General features: G+C 49.8%; 18 protein-coding genes. 4 read left to right on the top strand and 14 right to left on the bottom strand.

Features of this window, described 5'->3' with window-relative positions; genetic code table 11:
- The first annotated feature begins 58 nt into the window (after window positions 1-58).
- On the top strand, window positions 59-2,002 hold the full coding sequence (locus tag ACN08Z_RS07065; protein ID WP_419103845.1) for a glycosyltransferase family protein: 1,944 nt from the start codon (window positions 59-61) through the stop codon (window positions 2,000-2,002).
- Between the two features lie 91 nt (window positions 2,003-2,093).
- Here the strand turns inward: ACN08Z_RS07065 and purL are convergent, their stop codons facing one another.
- The 7 genes from purL to ACN08Z_RS07030 all read right to left on the bottom strand — a co-directional run bounded on the left by purL (window position 2,094) and on the right by ACN08Z_RS07030 (window position 8,258).
- Window positions 2,094-4,409, bottom strand: a complete 2,316-nt coding sequence (purL, locus tag ACN08Z_RS07060) for a phosphoribosylformylglycinamidine synthase subunit PurL (RefSeq protein ID WP_419103844.1) — start codon at window positions 4,407-4,409, stop codon at window positions 2,094-2,096.
- 64 nt (window positions 4,410-4,473) lie between these two features.
- A complete protein-coding gene (gene purQ / locus ACN08Z_RS07055) occupies window positions 4,474-5,271 on the bottom strand; it encodes a phosphoribosylformylglycinamidine synthase subunit PurQ (RefSeq protein WP_419102330.1) in 798 nt (265 codons plus the stop codon).
- Between the two features lie 6 nt (window positions 5,272-5,277).
- Window positions 5,278-5,529, bottom strand: a complete 252-nt coding sequence (gene purS / locus ACN08Z_RS07050; RefSeq protein WP_419102331.1) for a phosphoribosylformylglycinamidine synthase subunit PurS — start codon at window positions 5,527-5,529, stop codon at window positions 5,278-5,280.
- A 184-nt stretch (window positions 5,530-5,713) separates the two neighbouring features.
- On the bottom strand, window positions 5,714-6,595 hold the full coding sequence (locus tag ACN08Z_RS07045) for a hypothetical protein (protein WP_419103843.1): 882 nt from the start codon (window positions 6,593-6,595) through the stop codon (window positions 5,714-5,716).
- Between the two features lie 185 nt (window positions 6,596-6,780).
- Window positions 6,781-7,500: a GntR family transcriptional regulator gene (locus ACN08Z_RS07040; protein ID WP_419103842.1), complete on the bottom strand. Its 720-nt coding sequence runs from the start codon at window positions 7,498-7,500 to the stop codon at window positions 6,781-6,783.
- A gap of 23 nt (window positions 7,501-7,523) precedes the next feature.
- Window positions 7,524-7,988 (bottom strand): PTS sugar transporter subunit IIA, encoded by a 465-nt coding sequence (locus tag ACN08Z_RS07035; protein ID WP_419103841.1) that lies wholly within the window; start codon window positions 7,986-7,988, stop codon window positions 7,524-7,526.
- Window positions 7,989-8,027: 39 nt separating this feature from the next.
- Window positions 8,028-8,258: a glucose PTS transporter subunit EIIB gene (locus ACN08Z_RS07030; protein WP_419102335.1), complete on the bottom strand. Its 231-nt coding sequence runs from the start codon at window positions 8,256-8,258 to the stop codon at window positions 8,028-8,030.
- Between the two features lie 173 nt (window positions 8,259-8,431).
- On the opposite strand from ACN08Z_RS07030, the gene ACN08Z_RS07025 reads away from it, so the two are divergent.
- Window positions 8,432-9,655 (top strand): PTS transporter subunit EIIC, encoded by a 1,224-nt coding sequence (locus ACN08Z_RS07025; RefSeq protein ID WP_419103840.1) that lies wholly within the window; start codon window positions 8,432-8,434, stop codon window positions 9,653-9,655.
- A 113-nt stretch (window positions 9,656-9,768) separates the two neighbouring features.
- Here the strand turns inward: ACN08Z_RS07025 and ACN08Z_RS07020 are convergent, their stop codons facing one another.
- The 7 genes from ACN08Z_RS07020 to ACN08Z_RS06990 form a co-directional block, all read right to left on the bottom strand.
- On the bottom strand, window positions 9,769-10,455 hold the full coding sequence (locus tag ACN08Z_RS07020; RefSeq protein WP_419103839.1) for an N-acetylmannosamine-6-phosphate 2-epimerase: 687 nt from the start codon (window positions 10,453-10,455) through the stop codon (window positions 9,769-9,771).
- Between the two features lie 31 nt (window positions 10,456-10,486).
- The gene (locus tag ACN08Z_RS07015) at window positions 10,487-11,422 is read right to left on the bottom strand and encodes an ROK family protein (protein WP_419103838.1); all 936 of its coding nucleotides are present in this window, start codon (window positions 11,420-11,422) and stop codon (window positions 10,487-10,489) included.
- Window positions 11,423-11,483: 61 nt separating this feature from the next.
- Window positions 11,484-12,395, bottom strand: a complete 912-nt coding sequence (locus tag ACN08Z_RS07010) for a dihydrodipicolinate synthase family protein (protein ID WP_419103837.1) — start codon at window positions 12,393-12,395, stop codon at window positions 11,484-11,486.
- A gap of 48 nt (window positions 12,396-12,443) precedes the next feature.
- Window positions 12,444-13,316 carry an ABC transporter ATP-binding protein gene (locus ACN08Z_RS07005; RefSeq protein WP_419102340.1) on the bottom strand — a complete coding sequence of 291 codons (873 nt, stop codon included), beginning with the start codon at window positions 13,314-13,316 and terminating at the stop codon, window positions 12,444-12,446.
- Entirely contained in the window at window positions 13,313-15,334 is a 2,022-nt protein-coding gene (locus ACN08Z_RS07000; protein WP_419103836.1) for a dipeptide/oligopeptide/nickel ABC transporter permease/ATP-binding protein, read from the bottom strand. Before ACN08Z_RS07000 ends, ACN08Z_RS07005 begins: the two co-directional genes overlap by 4 nt.
- Before the next feature lie 2 nt (window positions 15,335-15,336).
- A complete protein-coding gene (locus ACN08Z_RS06995) occupies window positions 15,337-16,290 on the bottom strand; it encodes an ABC transporter permease (RefSeq protein WP_419102342.1) in 954 nt (317 codons plus the stop codon).
- Window positions 16,291-16,451: 161 nt separating this feature from the next.
- Window positions 16,452-18,071 carry an ABC transporter substrate-binding protein gene (locus ACN08Z_RS06990; RefSeq protein ID WP_419103835.1) on the bottom strand — a complete coding sequence of 540 codons (1,620 nt, stop codon included), beginning with the start codon at window positions 18,069-18,071 and terminating at the stop codon, window positions 16,452-16,454.
- Between the two features lie 177 nt (window positions 18,072-18,248).
- On the opposite strand from ACN08Z_RS06990, the gene ACN08Z_RS06985 reads away from it, so the two are divergent.
- Both ACN08Z_RS06985 and ACN08Z_RS06980 read left to right on the top strand, forming a co-directional pair.
- A complete protein-coding gene (locus tag ACN08Z_RS06985; protein WP_419103834.1) occupies window positions 18,249-19,043 on the top strand; it encodes a FadR/GntR family transcriptional regulator in 795 nt (264 codons plus the stop codon).
- A 117-nt stretch (window positions 19,044-19,160) separates the two neighbouring features.
- On the top strand, window positions 19,161-22,055 hold the full coding sequence (locus ACN08Z_RS06980; RefSeq protein WP_419103833.1) for an exo-alpha-sialidase: 2,895 nt from the start codon (window positions 19,161-19,163) through the stop codon (window positions 22,053-22,055).
- The last annotated feature ends 121 nt before the right edge of the window (window positions 22,056-22,176 follow it).

Here is a 22,176-nt window from a genome sequence, read left to right as displayed (position 1 = left end):
CAAGCTACATTAGTAGCAGATTGTTATAAAGTGTAGAACCGTCACTAAGAGAAAACCAATGTCGTCCTCTTCCCACCTTATTGAAGCGATTAATTACGTTAGACGAGCTGCCTGGCATTTACGCACTGGCGGGCGCAAACAGCTTCGAGCTTTCACCACCAGACAACACGTTGTTAAAGGTGCTGACGCTCGACCCCATATTACTCGCTCCTCCCCGCTGAAAACACTCTTTTCAGGGAAGAATCAACACCTAAGACTCGACTTTCCAGAGTTTTCCAGTCCTATAGAACGCACTCCCACCTTCAACGAATATCGTGTAGCCGTCATCCTCGATGATTTTTCAGCTGCAGCATGGGGCTACGAATTTAACACCGTTGCGCTAGACCCCAGCACATGGGAAGAACAACTTAACACGGGAATAGATTTACTTTTTGTCGAATCAGCATGGGCAGGTAATAACGGCGCCTGGCAATACCAACTGACCGGAAAAAATGCTCCCTCAACAGCGTTAAAAGACATCATCAACTATTGCAAGGCGCATCATATTCCCACCATCTTTTGGAATAAAGAAGACCCCCCACACTTTGAAGATTTTCTTCCTACCGCACGATTATTTGATTATGTATTCACCTCAGATGAACGGAAAATTCCTGAATATCAAAAACGGCTAGGGCACCGTAACATCTCTGCGCTCGCCTTTGCCGCACAAAAAGCGATCCATAACCCTGCCCGACCTCCACACGGATTCCACGAACGAGATATTGCCTTCGCCGGAATGTATTTTGCTCATAAATACCCAGAACGTCGTGAACAAATGGACATGCTCCTCGGCGCAGCACACACTGTTACACCGAGCATGGAACATGGGCTAGAAATTTTCTCACGATTCCTTGGAGACGACCCAAATTATCAATTTCCAGAACCCTTGAACCAGCACGTTGTCGGTTCTCTTCCCTACGCAAAAATGCTAACCGCGTACAAAGCGTACAAAGTCTTTTTAAACGTCAACTCTGTTACTGACTCACCAAGTATGTGCGCTCGTCGAGTCTTTGAAATTACAGCTTCTGGAACGCCCGTACTAACGACTCATTCAGAGGCTATACCGCGCTTCTTTACCGATGAAGAAGTACCTATCGCGACTACCCAAAAACAAGCAGAATATATGCTCAAAGCACTGGTAAACTCACCAGAGCTCAACGACCGTACCGTGCACCTTGCACAACGAAAAATATGGTCTGCACACACCTACACCCACCGTGCGATGCAAGTATTGCAAGCTGCTGGGAAAACACCTCAACAACACCCACACCAACTACCTGAAACAACCGTTATTGTTTCAACGAACAGACCCGGACATATCGACCACGTATTTAAAACTGTTGATAGCTTTTCGCCAGTTCCAGTACAACTTAACCTACTCACTCACGGGTTCGACGTACCAACACCACAGCTTCAAGCTAAAGCACGCGACTACGGAATAGAACTGCAAATACTACGAGCAGACTCAACGCTCTCTCTGGGAGAATGTTTAAACCAACTAGTGCGCAGCGCAGATGGAAAAATTATCACAAAAGTCGATGATGACGACCTCTACGGTGAACACTATCTTCAAGATATGCTTTTTGCTCTTGCTTATTCTGGTGCAGACATCGTCGGTAAACAGGCACACTATATGCATCTTCAGGCGCATAACGCGACGTTGCTACGCAACCCAGAACGCGAGCATAAATACACGAACTTCGTGATGGGGCCAACCATTACAGGCGCTCGCGAAGTATTTCTTGAACACCCATTTCCTGCCGGAAATCGGGGTGAAGATACGGGGTTCTTATCGTCTGTGCATCAAGATGGGGGAGTGATTTACTCTTCCGATAGGTTTAATTTCTTGCAAATGCGTAGTGGCGATGCCACCTCTCATGCGTGGAATGTTGAAGATCGCGAGTTATTGGCACAATCTCCGCTACGTTTTTATGGGAAAGGATTAGAACACCTGATGTTCTAATGTTTTAGCGAAGAGCCCGACATAGGATGAGGGGTGCTCACCTCAAAAGACGTGAGCACCCCTCATCCTATATTTTTTAGGTAGCTAGTATCTAGCCTTGAGCTACCTCGCCAAAATACTGTGGCATGGTATTTTCCCAACGTTCACGTAGCTGATTGAGTGGAACAACAACCTGCTGAAAATCAAGATTTTCAGAAGCCACATCAACGACGCCGATACGTGCAAAGGGATAATTTCGTGCCGTGCACATATCTTTGAAACGTACTTCTTCGGAGCGCGGAACAGACACAATAACACGTCCGGTAGATTCCGAGAACAGCATCGTAAACAAATCGACGCCATCCCGTTCAGCAACTTCACTAAGACCAATACGAGCGCCAACATTAAAACGTAGGCAGGCTTCAGCTACAGCAGCAGCAATACCACCAGAGGAGACATCGTGGGCAGCGTCAATCATGCCGTCACGAGACATGTTCACCAGCATGTCACCTAAAAGTTTTTCTTGAGCTAGATTAACTTGAGGAGGCATGCCACCAAGGTGTCCGCAATACCGCGCCCACTCAGAACCATCTAATTCATCACGGGTGGTGCCAAGAAGATAGATTGCTTGCCCATCATGTTCTTGTTGCCACCCAGAAGGCACACGACGGGTTACGTCGTCCATGACGCCCATCATGGCAACGACGGGGGTTGGTTTGATAGCTTGCCCAGAAGTCTGGTTGTAGAGGGAGACGTTTCCTCCGGTCACGGGGACGCCTAGCTCTTGACAACCATCGGCCAGTCCGCGGACTGATTCTACGAACTGCCACATAATATCGGGGTCTTCTGGGGATCCGAAGTTGAGGCAATCTGAAACAGCAACAGGGCGAGCGCCTACAGTGCATACGTTACGATATGCTTCTGCTAGAGCGATTTGTGAGCCTGTATAAGGGTCAAGATAGCTAAATCGTGGAGAAGAATCTGTTGCTAGGGCAACACCTGCACCGGTCTGCTCATCAACACGAATGACACCAGAATCATCAGGTTGCGATAACGCTGTATTACCCTGAACATACCGGTCGTATTGGTTTGTAATCCAACTCTTTGAACACATATTAGGGCTTGCCATGAAGTCAATAATGGCTTCGGCAAGGTTCTCTTGGGTGGGGCGTTGAGCGTCCTCCGCAGAGCCTGTAAAGTGTTGGGACTGTACTTCGTCTTGCCAATCAGGGCGGGCATAGGGGCGTTCATAGGTAGGCCCATCATGGGCAACAGTTTTAGGGTCTACATCGACAATGATTTCGCCGTCCCATTCAATGATGAGGCGACCAGTGTCGGTTACCTCACCTAGAATTGAGTACTCAACGTCCCATTTGTGCATAATCTGCTCAAAACGTTCTAGATTTTCTGGGGTGACAACGGCCATCATGCGTTCTTGAGATTCTGACATGAGAATCTCTCCTGGGGTGAGGGTCGGATCACGTAATAGAACTTTTGTGAGGTCTACGTGCATGCCACCTTCACCATTGGATGCGAGTTCGCTTGTTGCACAAGAAATACCGGCTGCGCCAAGGTCTTGAATACCTTCAACGACAGAGCCTTTGAAAAGTTCTAGGCAACATTCGATGAGTACTTTCTCGGCGAAAGGGTCTCCTACCTGAACTGCTGGTCGTTTTGAGGGTTTAGTGTCGTCAAAAGATTCTGAGGCGAGTACCGATGCCCCACCAATACCGTCACCACCGGTGCGTGCGCCGAAGAGAATCACTTTATTGCCTACACCAGAAGCATTAGCGAGGCGGATATCTTCATGGCGCATAATGCCAACAGCAAGAGCGTTGACTAGGGGGTTTGCTTGGTAACAGGAGTCGAATTCTACTTCGCCACCGATATTAGGTAGCCCCAAAGAGTTGCCGTATCCGCCGATACCTGAGACAACACCTGGTAGAACTCGTTGAGTGTCGGGGTGGTCAATAGCGCCAAAACGTAGTGGATCCATAACAGCTACAGGTCGGGCACCCATTGAAATAATGTCACGGACAATACCGCCAATACCGGTTGCTGCACCTTGATATGGTTCGACATAGGAAGGATGATTATGCGACTCAATTTTGAAGGTGACTGCCCAACCATTGCCGATGTTTGTCACACCGGCGTTTTCTCCCATACCAACCATGAGGTCTTGGGTCATTTCTTCGGTGACTTTTTGTCCGAATTGTTTAAGGTGAATCTTGGAAGATTTATAGGAACAATGTTCAGACCACATAACAGAATACATGGCTAATTCTGCTGCGGTGGGGCGTCGTCCAAGGAGTGCGACGATGTCGTTGAACTCGTTTTCTTTGAGACCAAGTTCAGCCCACGGCAGTTGTGTATTGGGGGTTGCCGCAGCATTTTCTACGGTGTCTAGGTTGAATTGCTTATCGCTCATGAGTAGGTAGATCCTTGTGGTAAACCATCGAAGAAGACTTCTCTGCGATGGGTAAGAAACTGAACTAAGGGTGTGTAACGAGTGTGCTCAAAACGGAGGAGAAGACCCCTAGCCCGTCAGCGCCACCACGTAGGGTGCGGCTTCCATCACCGGAGGAGGAGGGCCCAAAACCTGGTTCTACAGCGTGTTCGGGGTGTGGCATGAGTCCAACGACGTTACCTCGTTCGTTGCAGATACCAGCGATGTTGTTACGTGAACCGTTGGGGTTTACGTCAACATAGCGGAAGACGATACGTCCTTGGTTTTCTAGTTCTTCAAGAGTTTTAGGGTCTGCAACGTATTGACCATCTTGGTTTTTGAGTGGGACCACTATTTCTTGACCGGCCTCATAATGCCGTGTCCATGGGGTGGTGTTATTTTCGATTCGTAGTGTTTGGTCTCGGCAGATAAACTTTCGATGATCATTTTTAATCATGGACCCTGGTAGTAGGTGTGATTCGGTGAGAATCTGGAAGCCGTTGCAGATACCTAGCACGGGTAGTGCCTGTGTGGATTGTGCGGCGTCGATAACTTTTTCCATGACGGCGGCTTTCGCTGCGATGGCGCCAGCGCGCAGGTAGTCTCCATATGAAAAACCGCCGGGAACGATGACTGCGTCAACCTGATGTAGGTTGGCTTCATCGTGCCACAGCGGTACGGGTGTTCCACCGGCGAGTGTTACTGCTCGCATAGCGTCTCTGTCGTCAAGTGTTCCAGGAAATGTGATAACGCCTACGCGAACGTCTTTGAGTTGTTCTTCTGGTGCAGGTGTTGTGAAATCTCCGATGAGGGGTGTTTCGTGTGCGCTAAGAGACTCAACCATGTTTGTTTAGTCCTCCACTACCGAAACGTTGACAACATCTTCGATGACGGGGTTTGAAAGTAGCTCCTGAGCAGCTTGTTGAGCCTGTTGGAGGAGTTCTTCAGTAACTTCGCCGGAGACGGATAGTTCAAAGCGTTTCCCTTGTCGGACATCTGTGAATTGGGTGAGTCCGATACGGGGTAGTTCGTTGGCGATGGCTTTACCTTGAGGGTCAAGGATTTCTGGTTTGAGCATAACGTCGACGACAATACGGGCCATTGGGGTGAGCACTCCTTGAGTGTACGTAAATAAATATGTGAGCCGAGTATCATTTTAGCCTATTGATAGGACAATTGGACCCCACGTTATGAGAAATACTAAAGCACTCACACCCGAGTAGTATTCTCCCTAATGAGAAGGGAAAACGTCGGGTATGAGTGCTTTCGTAATATAAAAATATATTTTAGCGGTGAATTTGCTCGGTGAAATAGTCCAGCATGACTGGTCCTTCGAGCTGCCAGCCCTGATCCGTTCTAATCAGCGAGAAATTATAGTTCTCTTCGGGGTTAGACATATCGACAAAGCGTGCGTTAACGTCGTTAGCCTTGCTGGTGATGTTGCTGAGCGTGACTTTGTTATCGCCGTTGAAGTCTACTTCGGTGTTATCTGCAGCTTGGAAATCATAGTAGCGGTAGTTGCTGTCGTTGACGCCGTTGCTCACATCTGCCAAAAGCATGAAAAGTGCAAGCTGGTCAGCGGTATTCATGCCGGTGGTGTCTACACGAGATGCGTAGGGGGCAGTGTTCTTAACATCCTCAAGGATGGGGATAAGTTTCTCTTCAGGAGTGTGTTCTAGTAGCTCACGGTAAGGTGTTTTGGCGTTAGCGCGAGACTTGATGTCATTAGATAACGCTGTGGAGACTTTATCTGCAAGGTTTTTCTTTGCGGCTGCAGAGCCGGCAAGACCTTGCGAATACATATCTTCGATGATGGCGTTAATCGCTTGGAAACCTGCAGCTTCTGCATCTTTTTTAGCCTGTTCGTAAGCTAGCTCTTCAGGGGTTGGCCCTTCAGGTGTTTCTTCTTGAGCAGGTTCTGTTGTCTCAGGCTCGGCTGGCTTTTCTTCAACTACGGTAGGGGTTGGTGTTGGCTTTTCACTAGGTGTGGGGGTCACCGAAGGTGTTGCTGATGGTGTTGGGGTTGCCGTAGCTGATGGGGTCGCGCTGGGCGTGCTGCTAGGAGTCGAGCTAGAGGCCGCAGAGGAAGCCGTGCTATTTTGAGCGCCGCAAGCGCTGAGGGCAAGAAGTCCTGTGAGAGCTGCACAGGTAATAAATTTTTTGGACATAGTTCTCAATCGGTAGAAGTGGTACATGAAGTTAACAGTAGAAATGTGACTACGAAAAGACGCGTTGCACTTCTTAATATTTCAGTCTTTTTACATCATACTGGCGCGTGAGGACTCTTGGGGCTGTCGTAGCTGTGATTTCCCTGTCGTTTGGATAAGTTCTGAAGTATATATCGGTGATAACTTTAGCGTGCAGAGCAGGTCGAGGAAGAGCTCTCTACATGCATGGATAGACGGTATCGGTCTGCACGATATGTAGATACAGTATGTTCTATCGGAAACTTTATGTCATCAATGAGCGTATAGGAATACCGGTGAAAGATGAGTACCGGTTCGCGAGGTGATATCTCTAAAAGGTGAGCTAAATCTTCTGACGGTTTGCCTGCTTCAACCGTTTGTTGCGCTCCAACTACTGGGGTACCAGAACTCGAGAAGAGCTCATAGAGAGAAGACGTAAGGTCGCTATGAACAAAGGGTTGAGCAATATCTTCTGGAATCCAACTTTGATCAACAGAGACAGGAAGCCCATTTCCTAAGCGAAGACGTTTAAGGTGGAGCAAGCGTTGTGTTTGTGGGAAGAATTTTTGAAGATTCTCTGGTGGTTCTTCCCAATACGCGTCAATGACTTTGGTGCCAGGTGTCATCCCTGCGTTGCGTATGTCCTCGTGGAAAGATGCGAGGTGTAGATGTGATTGAACGCGTCCGTGCGAGACAAAAGTGCCTTTACCGTGAACTCTTACTAATAGCCCAGCTTGGACAAGTTCAGAGATAGCACGTCGAACGGTAATTCGAGAGACCCCAAACTTTTGCTCGAGAAAACGCTCTCCGGGGAGGCAATCTCCAGAACGATAGTTGGAGTGTATGAGCTCTTCTAACTGCGCACGGACGCGTTCATGTTTCAACATAAGAGTATTCTCGAAGAATAGTTCTAGGAAGACAACTGTAAAACGACGGTTTCTGTAGAGAGCGTAGAGTTTTCTACTGGAACCAGCGTGCATTGTGTAGGTTTAAGCGCGACGACTGGGCACATCAAAGATTTTGCTTCTTTGAGGGCGCTGGCATCAACCTTCATAAGTTTTTGCCCGCGTGTAACGCTGTCTTTTTCTTGAACAAAGTGTTCAAAACCTTCACCTGCAAACTCTACGGTGTCAATACCGACGTGAACGAGTAACGCTTCCCCTGTTGAAGCTGCGATGACAAATGCGTGAGGCATGAGTTTGAGAATCGCGCCGTCAAACGGGGCCTTAACCTCGAAAGTTTCGTCGTCTTCAATTGTCGGTTCGATGGCGATGCCTTCGCCAACAATTTTTTGGGAAAATACCTCATCTGGTACGTCTGAGAGGCTTTTGAGTTCGCCAGCGCATGGCGCATAGACGTCGAGGAGCTGTGTCATGGTAAGTCTCCTTCTTCTGGAGGTTTATGTATATGGGGTTTAGAGAAGGTCTTGAATGTCTTCTGCCAAGGTGTCGGCTACTGGTCCTACAACAACCTGAACTGCTGATCCAAGAACGACGACTCCGTGAACTCCCATTGCTTTGAGGGCGTCTTGGTTTACGGCTTCGGCGTCGTCAACTTCTACGCGAAGGCGGGTGATACAACCTTCAATTTCTTCGACGTTATCTGCTCCGCCGAGTGCTTCTAGAATTTTCTCTGCATCAAACATGATGTTTTCCTAACTGAGGTTGGAGTGGTTATGGGTGATCTAAGAACTTTATCCTCGATATTCTCTTGGCAGGTTCTTCATCATGAACTATAGTATCTTATATCACTGGTTATAAACAGTACCAGAGGTCATACACACATCAATAACTCCCTACCCCCTATCAAGGAGGACCCATGTCGACCCCGGCGACAACGGAACGAAAAAGTCTGAAAGACGGAAAATCCATGAAAGTCTTACAGCGTTTTGGGCGTTCTCTTATGCTTCCCATCGCAGCGCTTCCAGCAGCTGCCCTTCTTCTACGCCTCGGACAAAAAGACCTTCTCGGTGCACTTCCTGGTATGCAAGATGTAGCAAGCGTCATCGGCGCTGCAGGTGGAGCACTCTTCGAAAATTTGCCTCTCCTCTTTGCTATTGGCATTAGCTTCGGGTTTGCGAAAAAAGGTGACGGATCTACAGCGCTAGCAGCAGCTGTCGGATACGTCGTCCTTAACAACGTCTTCACCGCAATGTCTCCTATCATGCTTGGAGCAGCAGCTGAAGGCGCCGAACAAGAAAAAATTAACTACGGTGTTCTTGGCGGTATCGTTATTGGTATTACCGCAGCACTACTCTGGCAAAAATTCCACCGCACCAAACTCCCCGACTGGCTCGGATTCTTTGGCGGACGTCGACTTGTCCCAATCCTCACCTCCTTCGCAGCCATCGTCCTTGGTGTGCTTATGAGCCTCCTATACCCTGCTTTTGACGCAGTTCTTAAGAGCGTCGGTGAAGCCGTTTACGCAAACGCGATTATCGGCTCTGGTATTTACGGCTTCCTGAACCGTATGCTCATTCCCGTTGGTCTCCACCACATCCTTAACTCCATCGTCTGGTTCCTCATCGGCGATTACAACGGTGTACAAGGCGACCTTAACCGATTCTTCGCTGGTGACCCCACTGCTGGTGTCTTCATGACAGGATTCTTCCCCATCATGATGTTCGCACTACCAGCAGCAGCACTAGCCATCTGGCAAGAAGCAAAACCATCACAGAAGAAACTCATCGGAGGCGTTATGCTCTCCACCGGTATCACCGCACTCCTCACCGGTATTACCGAACCTCTTGAATTCTCCTTCATGTTCGTTGCTTGGCCACTCTACGTTATCCACGCAGTCTTTACCGGAACGGCCATGATGCTGACCAACGCATTAGGTATCCACGCCGGATTCGGATTCTCTGCAGGAGCCATCGACTACCTCCTCAACTTCGGTATTTCGCAAAACTCCATCTGGATTATCCCTATCGGTTTGTGCTACGCCGTTATCTACTACTTCACCTTCCGTTTCGTTATCCGTAAATGGAATCTACGAACCCCCGGTCGTGAAGAAGAAGCAGACGTAAACACTCCTAACGCATAAACGTCAAAACAACTAACGCTCCAAAAAAGGGGGGTGTGCCCAGAACAAAAGTTCTGGGCACGCCCCCCCTTTACAATCTCCACAACGGTTCATTCCAAGAACCAACAGAGAGACTAATGGCTCAAAGCGTTTTTAAACCACCCCGTGATAGAAATTGGGTGAGTAATCGCTGTACCTACCACCACCGCATGAGCACCTGCATCAAGCGCTTCACGCGCCTGCGCCGGAGTATGAATACGGCCCTCAGCAATTAGCGGGACGTCAAAACCTGCTTCTGCAATCGAACGTAGCAGCTCAAAATCAGGGCCATCAGTTTTTGCGCGAGCATCGGTATAACCCGCAAGAGTAGTACCAATAAAATCAGCACCAGCCTCAACAGCTGCCTTAGCTGCTTCAAAGCTATCGCAATCAGCCATAACTAAGGCATGAGAACGTTCATGAACACCACGAATAGTCTCTGCTAAAGATAACCCATCAGGACGTTCACGAGTTGTTCCATCGAGAGCAACAATATGAGCCCCAGCATGAGCCACACTCAACGCATGGTTAAGCGTCGGCGTAATAAAAATACCTTCATGTCCGTCTTTCCACAGCCCAATCACCGGAACTTCAACGGAATTACGAGTGAACTGAATATCAGCGATACCCTGAACACGTACAGCTGCCGCCCCTCCAAGAACAGCAGAAGCGGCAACTTGAGCTGTCGTTTGAGGCTGACGCATGGGCTCCCCAGGATATGCCTGACAAGAAACAATGAGCTGACCTTTAAGAGACTCAACCAGTTCAGAAGCAGTAAACATGAAAACTCCTTATCGAAAAATATGGCGATAACTACGCTAATGAAGAACGATGAATAAGTGAAGCTGCGCCAATGAGAGGAGCATCAGAACCAAGCTCTGCCAAAACGATAGGAGTGCTCTTCGCCTGACCTAAAGCAGCTTGAGCATAAGAATCAAGAAGAGCTGTCCACCAGCGGTCACCTAAATTCACAACACCGCCAGAGACAACAATCAGATGAGGATCAAAAATAGTAGCAAGGTCGCCCAACGCAATTCCAGCAGCTTGACCAGCGAAAATAATAGCTTCTTGAGCTAGCTCATCCCCTTGTTGAGCACGCACAGAAACTTCTTTCGTATCCGGTGCCGGAGCACCACCTAGCGCAAGATATTTACGAAGAACCGCAGGCCCAGCTGCAACAGCTTCAACATGCCCACGACCACCGCACGGGCAATCCAAGCCAACAGCTAGAGGAGAAGAAAAATGTCCGGTATGACCGGCAAGAGAATGAGCACCGCGCATGAGCTTGCCATTTTCAATGTAGCTTCCACCCACACCAGTACCGAACGCCATCATGAGCGATGAGGGCGCTTGAGCCGCAGCACCAAGCCACGCTTCGCCTAACGCATGGGCATGAACATCATTGACAGCACGTGTCGGTAAAGAGGTCATTGACTCAACGATGGACGCAAACTGAACGCCCGTCCAGTCTTTAATGACGTTGGCGGCGGTAACAACAGTGCCGTTCTCATCAATAACACCAGCTGAGCCGATACCGACACCGGCAACATCCCAACCATGAGAACGAGCATAAGAAATGTGTTCCAACACAGCCTCAGCGGTGTGCTCGGCAAGAGCCACACCGCCAAGCTGAGCAAGGGTAGGAATCTCCGCACGATGCAAAACAGCACCGCGCTGATCAACAATTCCGAGGGCGGTTTTTGTGCCACCTAAATCAACCGAAATTGCGACGACGGTGCTGTTTTCCACGATGATTCCTTTACCTTGCAATGTGTGTGTTGGTTTATATTCTGTATCTAAAAGCTAGAGCCTAAAGCAACCCAGCTTCAACGAGAATGCCACGAATACGTTCAGCTTCAGTATCGTTGAGAGACTCCATCGGGGTGCTCATACGACGTGAAGAGATAACGCCCATTAACTCAAGAGCAGTTTTGAACGCTCCAAGGCCAGCTGCACCACCAGAAACACTGGGGGTTGTGACATTGACAATCCTGAAAAGCTGAGCCAGACGGTCTTGTTCCGCCTTAGCTTGTGCCCAGTCACCGGCACGAGCTGCCTCGTAAAGGCGAACATATCCAGCAGGATCAACGTTGCCCAAACCAGGTACCATACCTGCAGCACCAGAGAGCATTGCACCATCACAGACCACTTCGTGTCCAGTGAAGAGGCTGAAATCTTCAAGATCTGCAGTCTCGAGAGCTAGTAGGCGGAAGGAAATATCATCGTTAGAAGAATCCTTCACACCAGTAATCACGCCTTCACGAGCAAGCTTCGCAAGCAGACCAACAGGTAGCTTCTGCTTAGTACGTACAGGAACGTCGTAGGCAAAAACAGGAACGTCTACTGCTGCTGCAATCGCACGGAAATGACGCTCTTCTTCATGAAGATTATCAATAGCGTAATACTGGCTTGTGACAACGATAGCGTCGCCACCGATAGCCAAAAGACGCTGAGCTTCGTCGATAACGCGAGCAGTGGTCTGCTCATTGGTACCAATGATGAGGGGGACTCGTCCATCGATAGCTTCAACGCAAGTACGTAAGACAAGTTCACGCTCAGCGTTAGTCATATAAGGAACTTCAGAAGAAGAACCGAGAGCGAAGATACCGCTGACACCACCGGAGATAAGGTGCTCAACAAGACGTGAGATGGAATCGGTGTCGATGTCACCTTCTGCAGTGCGAGCGGTGAGCAAAGGAGGAATGACTCCTGAAAAGGTCATGATAAATAATCCTTAGAAAAAATTATTGACTAAAATAACGTGTTCTTTTTAGACGTGAAGCAAGGTCGGTGCCGCACCCAAAAGAGTGCGTGTGTAGTCCTGCGAAGGACGGTCAAAGACTTGTTCCGCGCTACCTTCTTCAACGATGCGTCCCTTATTCATAACGCAGATACGGTCAGAGACGTATCGAACGGTCTGAATATCGTGGGAGATGAAAACCATTCCCAGATAAAGTTCACGCTTGAGGTCGCTCAAAAGGTTAAGTACCTGCGCGCGAACAGAAACGTCCAACGCGCTGGTAGGTTCATCTGCCACAATCACTTTGGGTTCAAGAGCTAACGCACGAGCGATAGCTACACGCTGGCGCTGACCACCAGAAATTTGAGAGGGCAAAGCTTCAGAAGCTGACACCGGTAGACCGACTAAATGTAGAAGTTCACGTACTCGACGGTCTCGTCCACTTTTATCACCGATGCCGTGCACATCCAGCGGGTCTCGGAGAATATCTTGGATTGTCATGCGAGGGTTCAACGCGGTAGCTGGATCCTGGAAGACAATCGAGATATCCGAACCGAAATCATGTCGTAGTGCAGCGTTTCGTTTGAGAGCACTCTTGCCCTTGAAGAGAACATCTCCGTCCGTTGGTTTTTGAAGACCCACGATAACTGACGCCAAAGTAGACTTACCGCATCCAGACTCGCCGACGAGACCGATTGTTTCGCCGCGGCGAACTTTCAGAGAAACACCATCAACAGCTTTGACGATATTTGGTTTGAAGATACCACCAGTACGGGAACGGTGGTGAACTTTGACATCTTTGAGCTCGATGATGGTCTCACCTAGACGGGCTACTGCCTTACGCCCAACAGTGTTGAGCAGTTCTGGGTGAGCGTCAGCGTTGTTGCTGTTTTCGTTGCTCATGACTGTGCTCCTTGTTGTGCTTGTGCGTCTTCTGGTAGGTGAGAAGCCCAGAAGTGGTCGTCTTCTCCAGGGACTGGAACGAAGACAAGCTTCTGATGAGGATCTGCATCTTCACGTAATGAACGAGGTGCAAAACGGTCACCAACAGCGAAGTCGCCAGGGGAGGGGACTGTACCAGGAATCTGGTAGAGACGTTCAGAACCGGATTCGATAGAGAGGACCGATCCTAGAAGTCCACGAGTGTACTCGTGCATAGGGTTCTTCAGAAGCTGTACGGTTGCGCCAGCTTCTACGACCTGACCTGCGTAGAGGACAGAGATACGGTGCGCTACCTGTGCAACAAGTGCGAGGTCGTGGCTCACGAAAATCATCGCGAATCCTAGCTGTTCACGGAGCTCATTGAGCAAATCAATGACCTCAGCTTGAACAGTAACGTCCAGAGCAGTCGTTGGCTCATCTGCAATAACGAGTTTGGGTGAACGAGATAGTGCCATAGCGATGAGTACGCGCTGACGCTGACCACCAGAAAGCTCGTGCGGGTACGAGTTGAGGGTTCGGATGGGGTCAAGCTTCACCAAGCGTAGAAGCTCTTCAGGTGACTTACGTCCGCCACGGCTGGTGAGCTGTTCCATCTGATCTTTGATGAGCATGGAGGGGTTCAACGAGCTAAGAGCGTCTTGATACACCATGGAGATGATAGAACCGCGTAGTTTTTCAAAGACAGATTCAGGGGCTCCAACAAGTTCTTGTCCTTCAAAGACAGCAGAACCAGTAATCTTTGCTTTCTTATCGAGCAGACCGATAATTGCCAAAGAAGTAATGGACTTACCAGAACCAGATTCACCAACGAGTCCCATGGTCTGTCCTTCGTACACGGTGAAGGACACTTTATCAACGACTGGGGTGTCGCCGAAACGTTCTGGGAAGTAGATGCTGAGGTCTTTGACTTCAAGGATTGCAGGAGCGTTCTTATCTACAACGAAACGGTCGGTACGACGGTTTTCTGCCTCACGAAGTTTGACAAGAACGTTATCTAGTTCGCGTTGTGCTTGAAGGTCGCGGTGCTTGCGAATTTCTGCAAGTTTTGCTTCTGCAAGTTCCTCTTCAGCAGTGATGCCGTTAGCGCCAGCTACTGGGTCGGTATCTTCGATAACGACTTTGCGGCGTAGCTTGGGGTTGACCATTGCGTCTGTCATGCCTTCGGAAAGGACGTTCAACGCAAGAACGGTTAAGAGGATGATGATACCGGCGAAGGTTGTTGCCCACCAACCGCCAGAGAGGATGAGCGCACGACCGTCAGAGATGACGTTACCCCATGAAGGGTTCGGTGGGCGCACACCGGCGGAGAGGAAGGACAAGGACGCTTCGAGGATGATAGCGTCTGCGACCATGACCGTTGCGAATACGAGAACTGGTGCGATGGTGTTACGGACGATATGTTTTGTCAGAATGTAGGGGCGAGCTGCACCCATAACGCGTTCTGCGCGGACGTAGTCTTCGTCCCAAGCAGCAAGTACCTGTGCGCGGACCACACGAGCTAGCTGTGGAGTGTACACCACCGCGATAGCAATGATGATAGTGGGGATGGAGTTCCCTAGTGATGCCAAGAGCACTGCGGCAAGTGCGATACCGGGGAATGCCATGAAGATATCCATGATGCGCATAATGGTTTCAGAAGCCCATTTGCCGCTGGTTGCTGCGATAGCTCCGAGGATGCCACCGGCAACAAGTGCGACGGCAACGGAACCAAGACCAACCATCAAGGAAGATTGTCCACCGTACATCAGGCGTGAGAAGATATCGCGGCCTTGACGGTCTGTACCAAACCAGTATTCGGCGCTTGGCGGGTCAATGGGCATTCCCGTTGAAGCTAGCGGATTATGTGGGGCAAGCCAGGGAGCCGCGAAGGAGATGAAGATGATAAATACTAAGAACCCCAGGGCGATTTTAGAACCAAGTGGCAACGCTTTGAAGCGAACGCCAGGGGCGGAGAGTCGTTCGGCGAGTCCTCTGCGCACAGTTACACCGTCCTAATTCGTGGGTTGATGAGTAGGTAAAGGAGGTCAACCACAATGTTGACGAGGACGAAGGTCACCGCGATGGTGAGTACTACGCCTTGTACGAGGTTGACATCGTTACCTGTGATACCGGTAAAGATGAGGTTGCCCATGCCGTTGAGAGAGAAAATCATTTCGATCACGACAGCACCACCGAGGAGGTAGCCAATACGCAAACCAAGAACGGTTACGGGAGTAATGAGGGCGTTTTTGAGAACGTTCTTTGTAACGACTTCACGGTAAGGAACACCGTTGCCGATAGCGGTACGAACGTAGTCTTTATCGAGCTCTTCAACCATTGAGGTGCGTACGGTGCGGATTAAGGAAGCGCATACGGGTACTGCGAGAGCTACTGCTGGCAGTGTCATATAGGATAGCCATGTTCCAAATCCTCCGCCTTCTGGTGGGGTGCCTCCGGATGGGAAAATTCCTAGGTCAAGTGCGAAGTATTGGATGAGCAAAATACCGAGCCAGAAGGAAGGCGTCGCGATAGATGCCATGGAGAGTACGCGGATGATCTGGTCTGGCCAGCGGTCGCGGTAGAGTGCGGCGATGACGCCGAGCACGAGGGAGACGACTGCTGCGATGAGAACACCGAAGAATGTGAGCTGAATGGTGACAGGAAATGCTGCTGTGATTTGGTCGATGACGGGCTGAGCCGGTGCGGTGGTCATGCCGAGGTCAAAGTGGAGCAGACGCCAGAGGAAGGCGAAGTATTGCACGATGAGAGGTTTATCTAAACCGTGTTCAACGCGATATGCTTCTTTTGCTTCTTGTGAAGCGCCTTCACCGAGGGCGATAGTTGCTGGGTCACCGGGGGTGAATTGCAAGATAACGAAGACGAGGATTGTCACACCCAAGAGCATGATGGGTAGTGCAAGTAGTCTTCTTCCAAGTAGTCGAAGAAAATTAGCCAAGAGAAACTCCCGCATAGAGAATGCGTGTGAAAAAGGTTCGACGGTGACTCCCGTGGTACGGAAATGAAGCAATCCGTACCAATGCCCGGAAGCCACCGCCGATCATGATGTGAAGGAAAAAGGGAAAAACCTTCACAAACCGCTGTGTGGAATAGCGGAGATTACTTAGTCGTTCCTACACCAAGCATGGAGATGCCGGTTGTTGGAAGCGGCTTGAAATCAACGAGTGTTTCCGAATCCCACGCAGTAGGTAGTTTGCGGTGGAATAGTGGGTACAACGGAACGTTGTCAGAGAGCAAATCGAATGCTTTCTTCCACTCTGCTTTGGGATCTGATGAGGTAGTTGCAGCGTTCATGTATTCCTGAAGCTGCTTGTACTGTTCAGTTCCTGACCAGCGGAAACGGTTGGTGGGCCAGGTGTCGCCACGGTACCACCAGGAGAGGAGCAAGTCTACGTCGTTACCGAATACGGAGGGGTCGCCGGGTGCGATGAGAACATCGAAGTTTCCGGTGTCTACGTAGTCGGAGTACAGTGAGGACGATGGTGTAGGCTCGATAGTCGCCTTGATGCCAGCTTCCTTGAGTGATTCTTGGATGAGCTGAACACAGGAAACAACCCAGTCGTGGTCGGTTGAACGCACGGTGAGGGTGAGGTCTTCAACGCCAGCGTCTTTGAGGAGCTTCTTTGCCTTGTCTGCATCGTGGGTGTAGACAGTAGAAGCTTCAACGTAATCTGGGTGGCTCTTCTGCAAGAAGGAGGTTGCAGGTTCTGCGTTGCCAAGCAGTGCAGTCTTGATGACTTTGTCCATGTCGAGTGCGTAGAACAGTGCTTGACGTACTTCAACCTTGTTGAAGGGCTCTTTTTCGCAGTTGAACATCATGAAGAGCAAGCCGAAGGACTGTACGGATTCGACGCTAAGACCGGAGGTGTTCTCCAAGACTGCGATGTTGTCGTAAGGTACAGACTCTACCGCCTGAACACGCTTGGACTGGATAGCGGTAACGCGTGCTGCTGCGTCTGAGAGGATGGACCAGTTCATAGCCTTTGCGAGTGCTGGGCGAGGGCCGTTGTACTCGTCGAAGCGCGCGAATTCGATGTGGTCGCCCTTGGTTGCGGAAACGAACTTGTAAGGGCCGGAACCGATGGGGTGTGCACCGAATGCTTCAAAGTCTTTTTCTGCGCTTTCAGGCATAATCTGCATCAAGGAGATGCGGTCAGCGAAGAGCGAGAATGGCTGGTTGAACTTGAACTCTACGGTGGAGTCATCAACAGCGTTGACAGAGTCGATGAAGTAGAGGAACTGTGCAAAGAGGGAGCTCTTGTCAGTGAACTTACCGTAGGTGTAAACAACGTCGGATGCCTTGACAGGGTCGCCGTTGTGGAATTTTGCACCTTCGCGCAAGGTGACGCGGTAGGTGGTGTCGTCAATCTTTTCAGGGTCTGCAGTTGCTAGAGCGTTGTAACGCTTGCGGCTTGCAGGGTCTAGACCATAAAGACCTTCAAAGATGTGTATGTTCGCTGCGAGAGGGCCAGCACCGGATGCCTGTGATGGTGCGAAGGTGGTGGAGATATCGTATGCGATACCAGCGGTAATGGTGCCATCTTTGTTAATCTCGCCAGCTTTTGCTCCATCTGCTTTAGCGTCAGAAGAGCCTTTAGAGCCTGAGCCGCATGCTGCGATAGATGCAGCAAAAGCGGTGGCTGCTGAAACTGAGCCTGCTAGCTTGAAGAAGCTGCGGCGAGTCGAGCTGTGCTCGGTGATGTCTTTAAGGTGAGGCATAGTCGCACTCCTTTGTGGACGGTTGTTTTATTGAAAGAACACCCTGACGTAGGATGTCCTACCTGTATTATAGAATAGTAGCCATCTCCCAGATGTGCAACATCAAAGGGGATGTTACTTTCTATAAAAAATATTAGTTTCGTCTAAAATAAGATTCTGGATTTGAGAAGAGGAGCCGTGGTAAAAAACACAAAACCGCAAGTGGGGGCGGTTAAAAAAATTTATGAAGTTAATAGTGTCCCTCATGCTTCACGTGCAAAAAATCGTCAATATCAACTCCAAAACGAGATTATCGAAATAATCCTGCGTGAAAAACTCGTACCGGGAGACCCCCTTCCTACTGAACAACAACTGATTGAAGAGTTAGAAGTTGGGCGTAACTCCCTGCGAGAAGCACTCAAAGTCTTAGAAGGGTTAGGGATTATTGAAGTCCGTCACGGGTTTGGAACATTCGTTGGAGGACGTGTTCTAGAAGCCATGACTCGCGGGCTAACATTCCGCGGATTAACCTCCTTGCATCGTGGCGGTAAAGAAGCACGAGAACTCACAGATGTTCGTCAAGCCTTAGAGACAGGGTTAATCGCTCTTGCAATACCGTTGATGAGCGATGAACAAATAGCAAAAATTGAGTATGCCGTAACTCAGATGGAACAGGCTGTTAAAGAAGGTAAAGATTGGTCATGCTGGGACAGGGAGTTTCACGCATCGCTTTATGAACCATTGAAGAATGATTTACTTTCAGAACTTTTGGAAGTGTTCTGGATTGTCTATAACGTGATTTCCGTAGAACTAGATGCCGTTGTTCCTGCTAGTCAGAAGCAAGGTGAGTCTTTAGTTGCTGCTCACCGAGACATCCTTAATGCTGTGAAAAAAGGCGATGCAGTGGCTGGAACAGAGCTTATGGCTGCCCATTTTGCTGGCATTCGAGGGCGTCTAACGGCATGGCAAAGAGCTACTCGAGAAGATACTTAAACAAAACTTTTTGCACGTGAGTTCCAGATATTGAGCTTTTGGTGTTAGTGTGGTGCTTATCTTAGATGTGCGCTGTAGCACATATTTAAACATCTATGTCGATGGAGCATTTCAACGATGAAACAACACACTAAGAGCCTTTTCGCACTCTCGCTCATCGCAGCGACCACAAGCACAGGAATCATTCCCGCTTACGCAACACCACAACCGGTCCTACCAGCAACCTCTGGACCGGGCACCTACCAAGAACAAAACCTCGGTGAAAAACTCATCGGAGATTCCGCAACCTACCGCATTCCAGCACTAGCTGACCTCGGAAATAATGTCGTCCTTGCCGCATGGGACGGGCGCCCCTACAACGCAGCAGACGCACCAAACCCCAACTCTATTGTGATGCGCCGATCAACAGACGGCGGAAAAACATGGAGCGACATCAGCTATATCGCCAAAGGACACCTCGGCAATGACGGAACCCAAAAATACGGTTACTCAGACCCCTCCTTCGTCGTAGACCGAGAAACCGGAAGCGTCTTCGCCTTCTTCGTCAAATCGCACAACCAAGGATTCTGGGGTAGTGCCTACGGAAACGATATGAGCGACCCTGATGTTATGGGCGCAGTCGTCACTGAATCCACTGACGGAGGACTCACCTGGAGCGAACCTCGAGACATCACACCCATCGTCAAACAAGGCGCAGACAAAAACAACCCCCAACCCGGAGACGCCCGAGCTATCTTCGCCACCAGCGGTGAAGGCATCCAACTACGCTACGGAACCTACAAAGGCAGACTCATCCAACAGTTCACAGGAACCGTCAAACAAGCTGCCGGTGGAGAAAAAACCCAAGCGTACTCCGTCTACTCCGACGACCACGGAAAGACATGGAAACGTGGCGAATACGTCGGTATCGAAATGGACGAAAACAAAGTCGTCGAACTCTCTGACGGGCGAGTCATGCTCAACTCCCGTGATTTCGTCTTCTCCGGATACCGAAAAGTAGCCATCTCTGAAGACGGCGGGCACAGCTACTCTGAAGTCACCCTCGACAAACAACTACCCGACCCCAAAAATAACGCCTCAATCTTTAGGATGTTCCCCGAAGCTCCAGAAGGCAGCAAAGACGCCCAAAAACTCATCTTCACCAACTCCAATAACAACAACGGAAACTCCCGCGAAAACCTCACCGCACGAGTCTCCTGTGATGACGGACAAACATGGCCAGGCATCCGACAATTTAAAGACGGATTCGGAGCATATTCCACTGGAACCGCGTTATCAAGCGGAGGATTTGGCGTCCTCTACGAAGCAAGCTATCAAAATGACATGCGCTTTGGTGTTTTCGACGAAGACTGGCTCAACGTTGTCTGCGCACCACTTAGCGCAGAAGACATCGCCGTCGATGAAAATAGCGTTACGACTATTCCCGTGACAATTACCAACCAAGAAGAACACCCCGTAAGTGGTAGCGTTACCGTCCATGACAACCGCGGATTCACCGCAACAGACGTAAACGTTCCTACCCTTGACGCTGGCGCTAGTACCGTCGTCAATATTCCGCTCACTGCAACCGCTCAAGCACGCAGCGGTTCACTCGATGTTGTCTTTACTGAGGCGCAAGGAAAACAATCACGTTATACCTTCTCTGCACAAGTAAACCGCACCAGTGAAACACCTTTCCAAGTGGTCTTGAGCGAAGGACAAGCAGCTGACCGTGACATCTCAGAAAACCCCTATCACGTAGGAGATGTCGTACCCTATACCTTCCGTGTTACGAACACCAGCGGAGAAACTGTTGATGCCGTACCCACCGGAGGAAATCTCGACCACGGCTTCCTTCCACCCAACGCGCCAAACTGCCGTTGGCGCAACCTCGGCGCTGACGCAACCTATGTTTGTAAAACAGCGGGACACACGGTCACTCAAGAAGACCTTGACCGCGGATACTTTATCCCTGAAATAACTTTTAACGCTGTCTCAACAGCAGACCGCTCTAAAACAGGCGAAAGCACGTACCGTGGCGAACCCGTTTACGTTCGTGCGATCAATCTAGAACCGGCTCTAGACATCTCTGGAACTGTTGCTGGTGATACCAAAGACAGCTATGAAGTCGGCGATGTTATCAACTACCGCTTCACTGTGCATAACACCTCAGAAGGCACTGTTCACTCCGTCCCCATTGCCGGAAACTTTGAGGACGGATTCCTCCCACCCAACGCACCAAACTGCCGGTGGCTCAACCTGAAAGCTGACGCAACCTACCAATGCCATACTGCATCTCACCGCATCACCGAGGAAGACCTAGAACGAGGCTACTTCCAACCAAAAGCCACTTTTGAAGTCACCTCCACAGAAACACAAAAAACCGCTCAGGTTGAATTCGTTGGAGATCAACTCCCCGTACATCAAACGGTAGTTGAAGAGCCTGCAACACCAGAGCCAAGCAAAGAACCAGAGGTGACAACACCATATTTTCGTGATGTTAACCCTGGAGACCTGTTCTATACCGAAATCAACTGGATGGGAGAAAGCGGTATCTCTCGTGGTTGGCCTGATAAAACCTATCGGCCATTAGCACAGCTTGACCGTGCTGCTGTAGCCGCATTTTTCTATCGTATGGCAGGCTCACCAGAATATACGGCACCAGCGGTCTCACCGTTCAAAGACGTACCGACTGACCATGTTTTCTATAAAGAAATCTCATGGTTAGCAGAACAAGGCATCACTAGAGGGTGGGAAGACGGAACATTCCGTCCCCATGCGCCGGCACAACGTGACGCTATTGCAGTGTTCTTCTACCGTTTTGCTGGCTCTCCTGAATATACGGCGCCGGTGCCATCGATGTTCAAAGACATTGATTCTTCGGTAATTTTTGCCCGTGAGATTGCGTGGTTCGCTGAACAAGGCATCACTAGAGGGTGGGATGACGGGACTTTCCGCCCCTACCAGCCAACACAGCGCGATGCTATGGCAGCGTTCATTTACCGTTATATGAACGATAAACACCAAGATTAATAACGGCTAGCCTTGGCGTAGCTTGGGCGTATCGCTTCAGCCATGAGCCTAATACGAGGTGGGTTTAGAACAGTGTGCTAACTCTGCTCTCAACGCACCACGACGCTCTGTAAAATCTTCC

Source organism: Rothia sp. P7181 (assembly GCF_048513015.1).
GTDB lineage: Bacteria > Actinomycetota > Actinomycetes > Actinomycetales > Micrococcaceae > Rothia.
The sequence above is the reverse complement of the archived record's forward strand: the minus strand, read 5'-3'. Positions and strand labels throughout refer to the sequence as shown.

Coding starts and splice junctions, on each gene's coding strand:
- purL (WP_419103844.1), bottom strand. CDS start 4,409: ATGAGCGATAAGCAATTCAACCTAGACACCGTAGAAAATGCTGCGGCA.
- ACN08Z_RS07010 (WP_419103837.1), bottom strand. CDS start 12,395: ATGACCTTTTCAGGAGTCATTCCTCCTTTGCTCACCGCTCGCACTGCA.
- ACN08Z_RS07005 (WP_419102340.1), bottom strand. CDS start 13,316: ATGAGCAACGAAAACAGCAACAACGCTGACGCTCACCCAGAACTGCTC.
- ACN08Z_RS06980 (WP_419103833.1), top strand. CDS start 19,161: ATGAAACAACACACTAAGAGCCTTTTCGCACTCTCGCTCATCGCAGCG.
- ACN08Z_RS07020 (WP_419103839.1), bottom strand. CDS start 10,455: ATGTTTACTGCTTCTGAACTGGTTGAGTCTCTTAAAGGTCAGCTCATT.
- purQ (WP_419102330.1), bottom strand. CDS start 5,271: ATGGTTGAGTCTCTTAGCGCACACGAAACACCCCTCATCGGAGATTTC.
- ACN08Z_RS07025 (WP_419103840.1), top strand. CDS start 8,432: ATGTCGACCCCGGCGACAACGGAACGAAAAAGTCTGAAAGACGGAAAA.
- ACN08Z_RS07065 (WP_419103845.1), top strand. CDS start 59: ATGTCGTCCTCTTCCCACCTTATTGAAGCGATTAATTACGTTAGACGA.
- ACN08Z_RS06990 (WP_419103835.1), bottom strand. CDS start 18,071: ATGCCTCACCTTAAAGACATCACCGAGCACAGCTCGACTCGCCGCAGC.
- purS (WP_419102331.1), bottom strand. CDS start 5,529: ATGGCCCGTATTGTCGTCGACGTTATGCTCAAACCAGAAATCCTTGAC.
- ACN08Z_RS07035 (WP_419103841.1), bottom strand. CDS start 7,988: ATGACACAGCTCCTCGACGTCTATGCGCCATGCGCTGGCGAACTCAAA.
- ACN08Z_RS07045 (WP_419103843.1), bottom strand. CDS start 6,595: ATGTCCAAAAAATTTATTACCTGTGCAGCTCTCACAGGACTTCTTGCC.
- ACN08Z_RS07030 (WP_419102335.1), bottom strand. CDS start 8,258: ATGTTTGATGCAGAGAAAATTCTAGAAGCACTCGGCGGAGCAGATAAC.
- ACN08Z_RS07040 (WP_419103842.1), bottom strand. CDS start 7,500: ATGTTGAAACATGAACGCGTCCGTGCGCAGTTAGAAGAGCTCATACAC.